General features: G+C 54.3%; 13 protein-coding genes and 1 tRNA gene. 8 read left to right on the forward strand and 6 right to left on the reverse strand.

Annotation, left to right across the window (positions count from 1 at the left end):
- Positions 1-361 precede the first annotated feature (361 nt).
- From VA597_RS01430 to VA597_RS01465, 8 genes are all read left to right on the forward strand, one after another.
- On the forward strand, positions 362-1213 hold the full coding sequence (locus VA597_RS01430) for an EAL domain-containing protein (protein ID WP_128741272.1): 852 nt from the start codon (positions 362-364) through the stop codon (positions 1211-1213).
- Positions 1214-1373: 160 nt separating this feature from the next.
- On the forward strand, positions 1374-2762 hold the full coding sequence (gene murD / locus VA597_RS01435) for a UDP-N-acetylmuramoyl-L-alanine--D-glutamate ligase (RefSeq protein WP_128741273.1): 1389 nt from the start codon (positions 1374-1376) through the stop codon (positions 2760-2762).
- Between the two features lie 29 nt (positions 2763-2791).
- Positions 2792-3811 carry a M20/M25/M40 family metallo-hydrolase gene (locus tag VA597_RS01440; protein WP_326974949.1) on the forward strand — a complete coding sequence of 340 codons (1020 nt, stop codon included), beginning with the start codon at positions 2792-2794 and terminating at the stop codon, positions 3809-3811.
- The gene (locus tag VA597_RS01445) at positions 3808-4839 is read left to right on the forward strand and encodes a M42 family metallopeptidase (RefSeq protein ID WP_128741275.1); all 1032 of its coding nucleotides are present in this window, start codon (positions 3808-3810) and stop codon (positions 4837-4839) included. Before VA597_RS01440 ends, VA597_RS01445 begins: the two co-directional genes overlap by 4 nt.
- The gene (locus tag VA597_RS01450) at positions 4836-5567 is read left to right on the forward strand and encodes a GNAT family N-acetyltransferase (protein WP_128741276.1); all 732 of its coding nucleotides are present in this window, start codon (positions 4836-4838) and stop codon (positions 5565-5567) included. Before VA597_RS01445 ends, VA597_RS01450 begins: the two co-directional genes overlap by 4 nt.
- A 9-nt stretch (positions 5568-5576) precedes the next feature.
- Positions 5577-5765 (forward strand): DUF6440 family protein, encoded by a 189-nt coding sequence (locus tag VA597_RS01455; protein ID WP_128741277.1) that lies wholly within the window; start codon positions 5577-5579, stop codon positions 5763-5765.
- A gap of 43 nt (positions 5766-5808) precedes the next feature.
- Positions 5809-7077 carry a methionine gamma-lyase family protein gene (locus VA597_RS01460; protein WP_128741278.1) on the forward strand — a complete coding sequence of 423 codons (1269 nt, stop codon included), beginning with the start codon at positions 5809-5811 and terminating at the stop codon, positions 7075-7077.
- 61 nt (positions 7078-7138) lie between these two features.
- Positions 7139-7223 (forward strand) — tRNA-Leu (locus VA597_RS01465).
- Between the two features lie 51 nt (positions 7224-7274).
- Here VA597_RS01465 and VA597_RS01470 read toward each other — a convergent pair.
- The 6 genes from VA597_RS01470 to VA597_RS01495 form a co-directional block, all read right to left on the reverse strand.
- On the reverse strand, positions 7275-8867 hold the full coding sequence (locus VA597_RS01470) for a recombinase family protein (RefSeq protein WP_326974950.1): 1593 nt from the start codon (positions 8865-8867) through the stop codon (positions 7275-7277).
- A 186-nt stretch (positions 8868-9053) separates the two neighbouring features.
- Positions 9054-10631 (reverse strand): recombinase family protein, encoded by a 1578-nt coding sequence (locus VA597_RS01475; RefSeq protein ID WP_326974951.1) that lies wholly within the window; start codon positions 10629-10631, stop codon positions 9054-9056.
- Positions 10616-12169, reverse strand: a complete 1554-nt coding sequence (locus VA597_RS01480) for a recombinase family protein (RefSeq protein ID WP_326974952.1) — start codon at positions 12167-12169, stop codon at positions 10616-10618. Before VA597_RS01480 ends, VA597_RS01475 begins: the two co-directional genes overlap by 16 nt.
- Positions 12170-12203: 34 nt before the next feature.
- Positions 12204-12467: an SHOCT domain-containing protein gene (locus VA597_RS01485; RefSeq protein ID WP_442872783.1), complete on the reverse strand. Its 264-nt coding sequence runs from the start codon at positions 12465-12467 to the stop codon at positions 12204-12206.
- Positions 12382-12810 (reverse strand): RNA polymerase subunit sigma-70, encoded by a 429-nt coding sequence (locus VA597_RS01490; RefSeq protein ID WP_326974954.1) that lies wholly within the window; start codon positions 12808-12810, stop codon positions 12382-12384. The genes VA597_RS01485 and VA597_RS01490 overlap by 86 nt, the downstream gene beginning before the upstream one ends.
- 208 nt (positions 12811-13018) lie before the next feature.
- Positions 13019-13513 carry a flavin reductase family protein gene (locus tag VA597_RS01495; RefSeq protein ID WP_231086199.1) on the reverse strand — a complete coding sequence of 165 codons (495 nt, stop codon included), beginning with the start codon at positions 13511-13513 and terminating at the stop codon, positions 13019-13021.
- Positions 13514-13582 lie beyond the last annotated feature (69 nt).

The raw sequence follows: 13582 nt of genomic DNA on the forward strand, positions 1-13582 counted from the left end.
TGCAAATATACGCTTTTTGTGAAGGAGCCGGCAAATCTTCCTGACTTCACAGCTCCTTTCGTCTCTTTAGTCAAATCCGATAATTTCGCTGTTGGGCTTTTGAAAATCCTTGTGGTTGTTCCTGAATCTTACTGTTTTTAATTTTTAGCACTGTACATTCCCTGATTGCTGGATTATAATGGATGTTGTTAATTATAATAAAAATTAATATTCTTTCAAGTATGTTTTATACAGGATGACTGTGTTTACCCCGATAGGGCCGCACGCGGGGTGACGGGGCCGGAGCTCCGGCGTCCGTGACCTGCGGCGGTCCGTTCTTCGCAGGCTGTGTTGTAAGAAAAAACTTTGGGAAGTGATTCTGATGCCGGATTCAGAAAACAGTCAGTCGAGGGACGGCCTTTCCGGGCGGCTGTTTTATGGTGCGGGCCGGAGCGGCAGGGAGCGGCGCCGGTTGGAGGAATGGCTGAACGACGCGATCAAAAACGATCGGTTTGAGATATATTACCAACCCCTTTACACCGTGTGCGACGGCAGCTTTACCGAGGCGGAAGCACTTCTGAGGCTCAAGGGCCCCGACGGCGAATATATCCCGCCGGACGAATTTATTCCCGTGGCGGAGGAGACCGGCCAGATCATCGAAATCGGATGGATGGTTCTGAAACGCGTCTGCAGCTACATTAACTATTTGCTGTCCTGCCGCATCGATGTCGACACGATTTCCGTCAACCTTTCCGTCGTGCAGCTGATGGGCGAGGACGCCGTGCCAAGCCTTTTGAAAATCATCCGAGACAGCGGAATTTCGCCGAACCGCATTCTGTTTGAAATCACGGAAAGCATTCTCATCAGCAATTATACGCTGATCGCGGAGAAAATCCGCGAGCTGAGCCGCACCGGCATTCAGTTCGCTCTGGACGATTTCGGGACGGGGTACTCCAACATCACCAATGTGATCGACCTGCCGTTCGACGTGGTCAAGATCGACAAAAGCCTGATCTGGGATTCGATGAAAAACCGCCGGTGCAACATCATGATCCGGGAACTGACCCGCACGTTCCGCAACATCAATCTGCTCGTGACGGCGGAGGGCGTGGAGACCGAGGAGCACGACCGATTTGTCCGCCAGTGCGGATGCGATAAAATCCAGGGCTTCCGCTACGCGAAGCCGATGCCGGTCAGCCGCGCCGCGGACTATTTCGGGCGCTGCGCCGTTTAGCGGGGATAGTCAGGATGCCGCTCTTTGGAGCGGCGTTTTTTTCCCTATGCGGATTGTTTTTTCCCGGCCCGTCGCCCGTTTTCCCTTGATATTTCCATCGCTCGCAAGTATAATAAAAATAATTGCCTATCCAATCTTTGGAGGAAGTGGAACAATTCTTATGGATATTCGGAAATTTTACCGGATGATAAAAGGGAGGACCGTCGCGTTCTGCGGCATCGGCGGAAGCAACCTGCCGCTTGCGGTCGCGTTTGCGAAGCAGGGAGCCGTTGTTACGGCGAGGGATAAACGGACGGAGGACAAGCTGGGCGAAGCGGCTGAAAAGCTGACGGAAGCCGGGGTCCGGCTCAGATGCGGCGAGGACTATCTGAAAGACCTCGATGAGGAAATCGTTTTTCGCACGCCCGCCATGCGTTACACCCTTCCGGAGCTGGATGCCGCGCGCGCGCGGGGGGCCGCCGTCACCTCCGAGATGGAAATTTTCTTCGAGACCTGCCCGTGCCAAATCTTTGCCGTGACGGGCAGCGACGGAAAGACCACGACAACGACCGTGATTTCAAAAATTCTTGAAAGCGCCGGAAAAAGGGCGCACCTCGGCGGAAATATCGGCGATCCCCTGCTGCCCCGCGTGGAGCAGATGGCGCCGGAGGACGCCGCGGTCGCGGAGCTGTCCAGCTTCCAGCTCATTTCGATGCGCCGCAGCCCTGATGTTGCTGTCGTGACGAACGTGACGCCGAATCATCTCGACGTACACAAGGACATGCAGGAATATATCGATGCCAAGCGAAATATCATTCTGCATCAGGACGCGTTCGGCCGCGCGGTTCTGAACGCGGACAACGAGATTACCGCCTCGTTCGCACGGGATGTGCGCGGGCAGTGCCTGCTGTTCAGCCGCAGGCATCCGGTGGAACACGGCGCTTATATGGATCCCGACGGCGAGATCTATTTTGTGAACGGGATGCAAAAAACGCGCGTCATGAACGCTTCCGACATTAAAATTCCGGGAAAGCACAACATTGAGAATTACCTCGCGGCGATCTGCGCCGTCTGGGGTTACGCGGGGGTCGACGACATCGCCCGCGTCGCGAAGAATTTTGCCGGCGTGGAACACCGCAACGAACTGGTCCGCGAATTCGAGGGCGTGCGGTACTTCAACGATTCCATCGGCACAACGCCGAGCCGCACGATCAGCGGCGCGCTTTCGCTGTTCGATCAGCGCATTCTGCTGATTGCGGGCGGCTACGACAAAAATATTCCGTTCGAACCGCTCGGGCCCGTCGTCGCGGATAAGGTCAAGGTTCTGGTGCTCATCGGCCAGACGGCGGACAAGATCGAAAGGGCGGTGGTTTCCGCGCCGAATTACAGACCGGAAAACCTGAAAATCTTCCGTGCGGACACGCTGGAAGAAGCGGTGAATCTCTGCCAGAGAGAGGCCGAAAGCGGCGATGTCGTTTCTCTTTCCCCGGCCTGCGCCAGTTTCGGCATGTTCCCGAATTACGAAACGCGCGGCGAAATTTTCCGCGAGCTTGTCAACGCGCTGAAGTAGGGAATCCGAACGATGGGAGGAGTGGCTTTTTGAAGGAGCTAGAACAGCTTGTGTTCCGCCTCTGCGCGGCCCCGGGAACTCCGGGCGGGGAACTGCCCGCCGCAAAGGCTGCGGCGGCGGAACTTTCGAAAATCGCAAAGGTGAGCATCAGCCGGATGGGCAATCTGACGGCTGAATTCGGCGACCCGGGCGCAAAGGAGCATGTTCTGCTCGACGCGCACCTGGACCAGATCGGACTGATCGTCACCGGGATCGATGAAAACGGATTCCTGAACGTCGGCCGGTGCGGCGGGGCCGACGCGCGCGTGCTGCCGGGGACCGCGGTCACTGTGTATGGAAAAGAGACGCTTTGCGGCGTCGTCTGCTGCACTCCGCCCCATTTGCAGGAGGGCGGGGAGGACAAGGTGGAGCCGGTCGATAAAATGGCGGTGGACGTCGGCCTGACCCGCGGCACGGCGGAAAAACTGGTCCGCCCCGGAGACCGCATTCTGTTTTGCACACAGCCGAAGCGCCTGCTCGGCGCGCGAGTTTCCGCGGCGGGGCTGGACGACCGCGCCGGCGTTGCGGCTTTTGTCCGCTGCGCGCAGATTCTGTCCGGTGAACCCCTGCGCTGCCGGGTTACCGTCCTTTGCAGCACCCAGGAGGAAGTCGGGGGAGCGGGCGCGAAAATCGGCGCGTTTTCCGCGGAGCCCACGCAGGCTGTTGCAGTGGACGTCAGTTTCGCTTCTCAGCCCGGGATTCCGGACGTCAATCTTGGAAAACTCGGCGGAGGGCCGATGATCGGCATCGCCCCGGTTCTGGACAAAAAGATCACGGATTCGCTGATCCGGCTGGCGGAAAAGAAAAAAATGCCCTGGATCCGCGAGGTGATGGGAGGAAACACCGGCACCAACTCGGATGAAATCGCGACTTTGGGGCGGGGCGTGCCGACCGGCATGGTTTCCATTCCGCTGCGGTACATGCACACTCCGGCGGAGGTCGTCGATCTGAACGATATTGAAAACACGGCGCAGCTGCTCGCCGCGTATCTGCGGGAGGTGGGGAAGTGAGCCGGTTTGAACTGCTCCGGGAGCTTTGCGCGGCGCACGGGATTTCCGGGCGCGAGGACGCGGTGCGGGAGATCGTCCTGCGGGAGATCGGGCCGCTTGCCGATTCGGTCGAGGTCACCCCGCTTGGGAATGTGATCGCGTTCAAAAAAGGAGAAAAAAGGCCGAAAACCACGCTGATGCTTGACGCGCATATGGACGAGGTCGGGCTGATGATCACCGATTATACGGACGCCGGACTGCTGAAATTCGCGGCGGTCGGCGGAATCGACCGCCGCGTTCTGCCGGGAAAAACGGTCTGGATCGGGGGCAGGCTTCCCGGCGTGATCGGCATTAAGCCGATCCATCTCCTGGAGGGGGACGAAAAAGGAAAGAGCGTTCCGCTCAAGGATCTGTACATCGACATCGGCGCGGGCAGCCGGGAGGAGGCCGAGAGACAGGTCAGGCCCGGCGACGCGGCGGTATTCGACTCGGTGTTTGACCTTTCGCACGGCATGGTGAAAAGCAAGGCGCTGGATGACCGTGCCGGCTGTGCGCTTCTGATCGAGCTGATGAGAGACGGGCTCAAATACGATACGACGTTTGTGTTCTCCGTGCAGGAAGAGGTAGGATTGAACGGCGCAAAAACCGCTGCATTCGCAGTCGCGCCGCAGGCGGCCATTGCGGTGGAATGCACCACGGCGGCAGACGTCGCGGGGGTCGAGCATGGCAGGGATGTCTGCCGGCTAGGGGACGGCCCGGTCCTATCGTTTATGGACCGCCGAACCGTCTATGACCGGGACTATTACAGGATGGCGTTCGAAGCGGCGGAAAGCGCGGGAATCAATTGCCAGCCCAAGCGCGCCGTCGCCGGGGGCAACGACGCGGGGGCCATTCATTCCTCTCGCTCCGGCGTCCGGACGGCGGCTGTGTCACTGCCGTGCCGTTACCTGCACTCCCCGGTCGGCGTCATCGCGCAGGAGGACTACGAAGAAGCAAAAAAGCTGCTTGCCGTTCTGGCCGAAAGGATCGCTGAAACAGATACCGTATGATAAAACTCATAGAATCAAAAAATGACATCACCGCTTCCGAGGACAATCCATTCGGATGTAAAATCCGGTCCGTGGCGGAGGCCTATGGGATTGAAGAGGCTTTTGCCCAGTTCTGGGTTCAGGACGGCGGCTCCTCTCTGGCGAAGCTGGACGATACCGCCGTGCTGGAAGACCGGGAATCGGACTGGGACGAACTGGCCGGATTCCTTCGGATGCTGGACGTGAAGACCGTTTCCTGTTCGGAAAAGGCCGCCGGATGCCTGGGGTTCCCGGTGTCATCACGGGGGGAGATTATGCTGCTGCGCGGGACGGCTGACAAAAACCATTCGTCAGAGGCGGAGCGAAACCCGGGTCCGCGCGAGATTTACGCTCTGCTGTGCGCGGCGCGCAGCGATACCTTTGTTCCGCCGGAATTTGAGCCGTTTTATATGGATCTGTCCTATCGCACGCGGCACGGCGCCGCCATGTCCATTGGAATCCGCTCCGGCGGAGTGCTGGTGGCCTGCGCTCTCTGTTCTTCCATGACGGAACGCGCCGCGGTTCTTTCCGCCGTTGCTGTCCTGCCGCAGTTCCGGCACAAGGGATTTGGCCGCTCGGCGGTCACCGCGCTGACGGGCCTGCTGAACCGCGAGAGGATCTTCCTTCTCAGGGCGGATGGCGCGAATGAGGAATTTTACCGGTCCATGGGCTTTGTACCCAGCGGAAGATGGGCCGAGATACACTTTTAAGGAGGATTCATGAAAGAAAAACGCTTTGAAGTTGTTTATTCCCAGGGAACTCTGGAAACGCTGAAAATCATTCGGGATACCCGGACCGGCGTGCAGTACCTTGCGATGCAGTCCGGCTATGCGGGTGGGCTGACGCCGCTTCTGGACCGCGAAGGGAAACCGGTTTTGACTTCCCCTGACGCGGAGGGCGAACACTGAAAAGTGGGAGACACACGAAGAAATAGAAATAGGAGTCGATCTTTTGTATCCTTTTTTTAAAATCAGTCAGAGAATTCTTGATTCGGCGGAATGTGCTGAAAAAATGATCCGGCCGCAGGTGGAATGGATCGACCGGACGACGGAGTACAATCAACAGAAAATGCTGGCCGCGTTTATTAAAAACGGAGTGAGCGAAAGCCATTTTGCCGCTTCTACAGGATATGGCTACGGGGACCGCGGACGCGACGCGCTGGACCGTGTCTTTGCGGACGCGCTCGGCGCAGAGGACGCACTGGTCCGCCACAATTTTGTCAGCGGCACGCACGCCCTGACCGTTGCGCTGTTCGGCGTGCTCCGCCCCGGCGACACGATGCTGAGCGTGACGGGCCTTCCCTATGACACCCTTCGCTCGGTCATCGGTCTGACCGGAAACGGGATCGGATCGCTGAAAGAATTCGGCATCCGGTATGAGCAGGTCGAGATGACTCCGGACGGAAAGCCGGATTATGGAGAGATCGAACGCAGGGTTCACCCCGGAATCCGTATGGTTTATCTGCAGCGTTCCCGCGGGTACAGCCTGCGTCCGTCGCTGTTTGTCGAGGAAATTGAAAAGATAGCGAAAATTGCGAAAAAGAAGGCACCGGACTGCATTGTAATGGTTGACAACTGTTACGGGGAATTCGTGCAGAATGAAGAGCCTGTTTCTCGTGGGGCAGACCTGATGGCGGGTTCCCTGATTAAGAACCCGGGCGGTGGGGTCGCGCCGACCGGCGGGTATATTGCCGGGAAAAAAGAGCTTGTGGAAAAATGTGCCTACCGTCTGACCGCGCCGGGCGTCGGCCGGGAAGTGGGGGCAACGCTAGGCAACAACCGGGAACTTTTCATGGGTGCGTTCCATGCTCCCCATGTGACGGGAGAGGCACTGAAAACCGCGGTATTCACCTCGGCATTGTTCCAGCTTCTGGGGTATGAAGTAACGCCGAAATGCGATGAGCCTCGCGCGGATATCATTCAGACGTTGCTTCTGGGAAGCGAGAAAGCTTTGGTTGCCTTTTGCCGCGGCGTACAGCGCGGCGCGCCGGTGGATTCGTTTGTGATTCCGGAGCCGTGGGATATGCCCGGCTATGACTGCAAGGTTATCATGGCGGCGGGAGCGTTTACGCTGGGCGCCTCGATCGAGCTTTCCGCAGATGCTCCGCTGCGCGAGCCTTATGCCGCCTGGATGCAGGGCGGACTGAATTACCACAGCGGCCGTCTCGGCGCGATGCTTGCCGCTCAATCAATGTTGGACGAGGGCGTATTGAAGGATTGACCCCTTGCCAAACCGCTGCTTTTGCGGTATAATACAACAATCCGGTTTTTCCGGGCCTTACGCGGGTGTGGTGGAATTGGCAGACACGCAAGATTTAGGTTCTTGTGGATTATTCCATGCAGGTTCAAGTCCTGTCACCCGCACCATGCGGAGTGTCCTTATAGGATCTGAGTATCCTTATAAGGACACTCCGTTTTTTATCCGGCTTTTGCTTGGGAGTAGCTTAGTGCTACTCCTTTTCTCGTTTTTAGGCGTACATCCGCTTCTGGGATGCTCTCGCGCTCCGGTACGGTAAAAGCTCCGATGCAGTTGTAAAAAATTGTGATGCGTTGAACAGTCTGCCCTCCGACCTTTTCGGCGTGATATACGTCGATGTGGTCGATCAACTCCGTCACCATCCGCTGTGAAAGCTCCCGGGCGTCGGTATACCGGCGAATTGTTTCCAAGAAATTGTCGGCGGTCATGAGCTGCCCGCCCGCTTTCCGCAACTCCGATTTGAGCGCCTTAACTTTGGCGGCGTTCTCTCCCTGCTCCTGCTCATACCGTTTGGCCATTTTGGAAAACCGTGCATCGTCGATCTTGCCAGACACGTTATCTTCGTAGAGGCATTCAAAGAGCACATCCAATTCCTTGTCTCGCGCCAGCAGGCCGTCGAGCTCCCTTTGCCGCAGCGAGCGTTCACATGCCGCCGTCTTTGCCGAATGTCCGATTATCTCTTTTACGAAATCATCTTCATACTCGTCGGCAAACTGTGTGAGACGGTGTATTTCCTGCAAAACCACCTGTTCCAGAAAATCCAACCGAATGTAATGGGTGGATGTACATTTCCGGTATCCGGTGTTATGGTTGCAGCAGCTAAAAAATTTGATGTCGTGGTTGCCCTGATTGAAGTGATAGTTGAGATTGCCGCCGCATTCAGGGCATTTCAGCAGTCCCGAGAATATGCTTCGTTCGCCGCTGACCGTCGGTTTCTTCCGACGGGTGCCGCGCCATAAGCTCTGAACCTTCTCCCATGTTTCCCGGTCAATGACGGCTTCGTTGACGTTGGAAAATACGACGCGGTTTTCCTCGTCGTTGGCGATACGCTTTTTCATCTTGTACGACTTGGAATAGGTTTTGAAGTTGATTACATCTCCGCAATACTCCTGCATGGTCAGAATTTTTCTGATTGTGGTATGCCCCCATTGCGTGGGCGGAACGGAGCTTTTCGTCCCGCCGCGATTGATTCCCTTGCTTTGCCAGTAAGACATGGGATTGAGGATTCCGTCCCGCGCCAGCGCGGCGGTGATTTCAGAAAGGCCGTATCCGTCAAGCGCCATCTGGTAGATGCGGTGAACGACAACGGCTGCTTCCTCGTCCACAAGCCAGCGTTTCGCGTTATCCGGGTCTTTCATATACCCGTAGGGCGGGGGCGAAAGCGGAACGCCGGAATTGCCTTTGAGCTTATTGACAATGCGGCGCTTTTTGGAAATATCTTTCGCGTACCACTCGTTCATGATATTGCGAAACGGGGTAAATTCGTTATCGCCTTCGTCGCTGTCCACCCCATCCGAAACGGCAATCAGCCGCACATCGTGGGCGGGAAAGAATTCTTCAGTATAATAGCCGACTTTCAGATAATCGCGTCCGAGGCGGGAAAGGTCTTTCACAAGAACAGCCGAGATATAGCCCGCTTCAATCGCTTTTATCATTTGCTGGAATCCGGGGCGGTCAAGGGTCGTTCCGCTTATCCCATCATCGGTTATCGCATCATAATTGATACAATGTAACGATAACACCTGAACTCCCATAACGATGCACCCGCACAGGGTGCAAAAAATGCACACCCCTATTAACGATACCGTGTGCAACGTTACGGGGTAAGATAGAAGAATATTTCACAGTTTGTGCGTGAAGCAATTCCGTGTTGTAGAGGTCTTGCTCTTATAACAAAAAACACCCGGCCGCAGCCGAGTGTCATGCTAATCCATATTTCGTTATGCCCGTACCTCCGTACCGTCCCGGAAAGTGACCGTGATTTCTTTGTTCCTGCCGACCCTGACGTACTCGACCATGCAGCCCCAAAGACCGCTGTCAAATTCGAGAAGAACGCTATCCTGTGATTTCAGCATTTTGATAAAGTCCGACAGCCGCTCATCCTGCGCCTGCTTTGCGGAAATGGCGGACACCACCTCATCGTACCGTGCCTTTGCCGCTTCGTATCGCTGAACCAGCCCGTCGTAGCGTTTCTGGTACTCGTCCTGGTCCTGCGCCACACGAGCATTCTCCGCCACGATGTGCTGCGTCATTTCAACAATCACCGACATCTCATCCTCCAGCTTGCGTTTTTCATCCTGCAGGGTATCGGTTGAGCAGAGCGCACTGCGGATGGTTTCCGCGTTAGAGATAATTTCTTTTTTCTCCGTCACCAGCCGGTTGTATGCCGACACAAACGCCGCTTTGACCTCGTCCTCTGTGACGTGGGAAGTCTGACATTTTCCATCCTTGTACTTGCGGTTGCAGCGGTAAATGACTTTGCGGTAGCGGTCTGTGGAATGCCAGACCTTCGCGCCATACCAGCCTCCGCAGTCGGCACATTTTATCTTGTTGGAGAAAATGCTCACGCCGCTGTACCGTTCGCCGCCGCTCGTCCGCCTTGCAATCTCCGCTTGCACCATATCGAAGACTTCCGGGCTGATGATTGCCTCGTGATTGCCTTCCACATAAAACTGCGGGACTTCGCCCTCGTTTCTTTTCAGCTTCTTCTGCAGAAAATCCACGGTGTAGGTCTTTTGCAAAAGGGCGTCGCCTTTGTATTTCTCGTTTGAAAGAATTCGCCGCACCGTCTGCCGGTTCCACACATCCTTGCCCCCGGGCGTTTTAATGCCGCGGTTCGTCAGTTCCGCCGCGATGGAATGCGGCGTCATGCCCTCCAGGAACAGTTTAAAAATCAGTCGGACAATTTTTGCCTGCTCCGGGTTGACCACGATTTTCCCCGTTTCCTTATCCTTCTCCAGACCAAGAAAGCGGCTGTAGGCAAAGCTGACTTTGCCGTCCGCCATGCGCTTTCTCTGTCCCCAGGTAACGTTCTCAGAAATGGAACGGCTCTCTTCCTGTGCAAGGCTCGACATGATGGTGATGAGCAGCTCGCCCTTGGAATCCAGCGTCCATATATTTTCTTTTTCAAAATAAATCTCGATGCCCTCGTCCTTCAGTTTCCGCACCGTGGTAAGGCTGTCCACGGTGTTTCGGGCAAAGCGGCTTACGCTCTTTGTCACGATGAGGTCAATTTTCCCGGCAAGCGCATCGGCTATCATCGTCTTAAAGCCTTCGCGTTTTTTGGTGTTCGTTGCGCTGATTCCTTCGTCCGTGTAGATGGAAACAAATTCCCAGTCGTCACGGCTTTTGATGTAGCGGGTGTAATAATCCACCTGCGCTTCATAGCTGCTCTGCTGGTCCTCATGGTCCGTGCTGACCCGGGCGTAAGCGGCAACCCTGCGCTTTCTTTTGCTTGACAGGGGCGCCGCCGTGTACCTGCTCTTTGTGGCAGGAATGGTTATCACGTTCTTCGCCATTTTGCTGTCCTCCCTCCGAAAAAGCGGTACACAAGGCTGCCGTCCGCGAGAACGGTGATTTCTTCTATTTGCTCGGTGAATGCCCGCTCGTCAAACGCGTCCAACCCAAGTATGTGTGCAGAAATCTGCCGCAGCTGAAAATCGGTGTAGTTTGGGCTGTCGCAGGACGAGCCTTTTTTCTTTTTGCCCATGCAGTACCAGTACACCCATCTGTTCGCCGAATTGACCCGGTGATAGGTTTTTCCGCACTTGGCGCATCGGATTTTCCCTTGAAACGCATCGGTCAGCGTCACGGTGTGTCTTGTATCATTCAGATGAAGGTTTTTCCACCTTTTTGTTTCGCCACCGACAAGATGGAATTCCACATCGCCGTCCTCCAAAACAACAATGTCCTTGACCCGGCTCTCGAAAACCTCCTCGTCAAAAGCATCCAGATCCAGGATTTCAGCACAGATGTTTTTGAGTTCTTCCTCACTAAAGTTAATGCTGGAGCAGGTTGTGCCAGTCTCTTTTTTGCTTCGGCAAATCCAATGCACATAGGTCCTGCCTTTCACGATTCCTTTCTTCCGGGCATAATTCGCTCCGCAGATGCCGCAGTGAATTTTCGCGGTGAAGCAGTAGGTGGGATTGACGAGGGAAGCTCTGCGCTTCATTTCCGCCTTGACTTTGGCGTAAGTTTCGCGGTCAATGATTGCCTCGTGGCAGTCGGTCATGTAATACTGCGGCAGTTCCCCATGATTTTTCACCTTGTTTTTTTGAATTGGGTCGGCTATGTAGCATTTCTGCCGTTTCATATCCCCAGCATAAACCTCATTGAAAACAAGCTGCCGTACCGAGGCTTCTTGAAATGTGTATCCACGAATTGAGCGTATTCCCGCTCTGTTCATCCTGTCGGCAATGTCCCGCAGGGTGACGCCGTCAAGATACATTTGAAACATCCACCGCACCGATTCGGCTTCCTCGGGGACGATGAGGTATTTTTTCTGCTCCTCGTCGTATCGATAACCGAGGATGCGCTTGTTCGCAACGCCAATCTCGCCGGACTGGAACCGCTTGCGGATGCCCCATTTGCAGTTTTCGGATATACTGCGGCTTTCCTCCTGAGCAAAAGAGGCGAGGAGCGAAAGCATCAGTTCGCCGTCCTCCGAAAAGGAATGGATTTTTTCCTTTTCAAACCGCACTTCCACGCCGATGGATTTGAGATGGCGGACGGTTTCCAGAAGGTCGACCGTGTTTCTCGCAAAACGGCTGATGGACTTGGTAAGTATGATATCGATTTTTCCCGCTTCGCAGTCGGAAAGCATTTTTTGAAATTGCTCCCTCTTCGCTGTGCGTGTTCCCGTTATTCCGTAGTCGGCGTACACACCTGCGTACTGCCAGCCGGGATTCTTCTGAATCAGAGAACTGTAATAGCTGATCTGTGCGGATAGGGAATGGTTCATGCGTTCCGATTCCATCGAAACACGGGCATAGGCGGCGACTTTCTTTTTCGTCTGTATCACCGGCACTGCCTGTTCAATTTTTATAATTTTCGCCATGAAATCACTCCTTTCCGATACTATACATCACTCTTTACAGATCAGAAGTCAACGAAATATCCGAGAATAATGTGCCGAAAACGGGGCGGTATTTTTCAAGAAAAATTGTATCAATCCGACGATACTCTTCCTCCGAAATGATGCCCTCTTGAAGCATTTTTCGTGCAATGCTCATGGTAGTCTGGTATAGCTTTTCGTTTCGGAATTCCTCCTTACGCATTGCCGCCACCAGCCTTGAAACGGTCGGCGATGTAGCAGGCGTGGCTGCAGTATTTTCTTCGCTTATCCCCGTAAACATGGAACTCCTTACCGCAGTGCAGGCATTTGAAATGATAGACCGCCTTTCGCTTCACCTGGTCGAGATGATTGTTCCACCAGGCGTTGCGGCATTTGTCACAGCAAAAGCGTTTTTTCTTCTGCTTCTCAATCTGCCGGATGGGCTGTCCGCAGTTCTCACAGCAGGTCGTTTCGCCTGTAAATGCCAGGGCAGGTTCGACAGAAAAGTTGCTGCCAATATCGTTCCTGCGGCAGAAGGATTTTACAGTGTTCAGCGATATGCCAAGGGATTTGGCAATTTTCCCGTAGCCGTTTCCGTCCGCGCGGAGTTTTATGATTTGTGCTTTCTGATGATCGGTCATCATTTTCCGGCTCCTTCCAAGGGAGTGGTCTTGCTGTATCTCCCTCACTGGCTACCGAAAAATTCAACCCCATCGTTATGGCACACAAAAAAACAGCCCGCAGGCTCTCCGAAGAGATGTCTGCAGGCTGTGCTGATAAAGAGAAAAGTCGAGTGAAAACCAGTCGTGTCAATGTGATATTGTTTTTACTATGCGATAGATCATTCCGTAGTTATTGCAGAATTTTCATATTTCCGTACATAATATTTCCGTTACCGTCTACGAATTCCTTATCCGCATGAACTTTTTCTACAACTCCAATAAACATCTCGTGTGAACCCGTGAGCACAGAATTCACAACTCTGCATTCAATATTTACCGGACAATCCGCAAGTAAAGGTGCGTTAACGCAGTCGCCGTTTACGGTTTTAATATTGAGCTTTGCAAATTTGTCCTCGTCTCTGCCGCTGACTTTACCAAGGTAATCATATATTTCTTTGTTTTTAGCAACCGCGATATTTACGACAAAACAGCCAGTCTCCTTAATAATATGATAGGAATACCGCGTAGGCACGATTCCTACCATAATCATAGAAGGCGCGTAACTGCAATTGCAGGCATAACCCACAACCAAGGCGTTATCTCTGCCATCCTTGTCTCTGCACGATACGATAATTGAGGGCATCGGCTGCATACACGATTTTTTATTTGCTTCTATTTTATCCATATTTGTACTCCTGTTTTTATAATGTTCGAATCTTCGTTCAAACTTTTTTAGGAATCGGACTTACACCCA

It is taken from the genome of Caproicibacter sp. BJN0012 (genome assembly GCF_035986805.1).
Lineage (GTDB): Bacteria > Bacillota > Clostridia > Oscillospirales > Acutalibacteraceae > Caproicibacter.

Coding starts and splice junctions, on each gene's coding strand:
- VA597_RS01495 (WP_231086199.1), bottom strand. CDS start 13,513: ATGGATAAAATAGAAGCAAATAAAAAATCGTGTATGCAGCCGATGCCC.
- VA597_RS01485 (WP_442872783.1), bottom strand. CDS start 12,467: ATGTTTACGGGGATAAGCGAAGAAAATACTGCAGCCACGCCTGCTACA.
- VA597_RS01455 (WP_128741277.1), top strand. CDS start 5,577: ATGAAAGAAAAACGCTTTGAAGTTGTTTATTCCCAGGGAACTCTGGAA.
- VA597_RS01450 (WP_128741276.1), top strand. CDS start 4,836: ATGATAAAACTCATAGAATCAAAAAATGACATCACCGCTTCCGAGGAC.
- VA597_RS01430 (WP_128741272.1), top strand. CDS start 362: ATGCCGGATTCAGAAAACAGTCAGTCGAGGGACGGCCTTTCCGGGCGG.
- VA597_RS01490 (WP_326974954.1), bottom strand. CDS start 12,810: ATGATGACCGATCATCAGAAAGCACAAATCATAAAACTCCGCGCGGAC.
- VA597_RS01475 (WP_326974951.1), bottom strand. CDS start 10,631: ATGGCGAAGAACGTGATAACCATTCCTGCCACAAAGAGCAGGTACACG.
- murD (WP_128741273.1), top strand. CDS start 1,374: ATGGATATTCGGAAATTTTACCGGATGATAAAAGGGAGGACCGTCGCG.
- VA597_RS01480 (WP_326974952.1), bottom strand. CDS start 12,169: ATGGCGAAAATTATAAAAATTGAACAGGCAGTGCCGGTGATACAGACG.
- VA597_RS01470 (WP_326974950.1), bottom strand. CDS start 8,867: ATGGGAGTTCAGGTGTTATCGTTACATTGTATCAATTATGATGCGATA.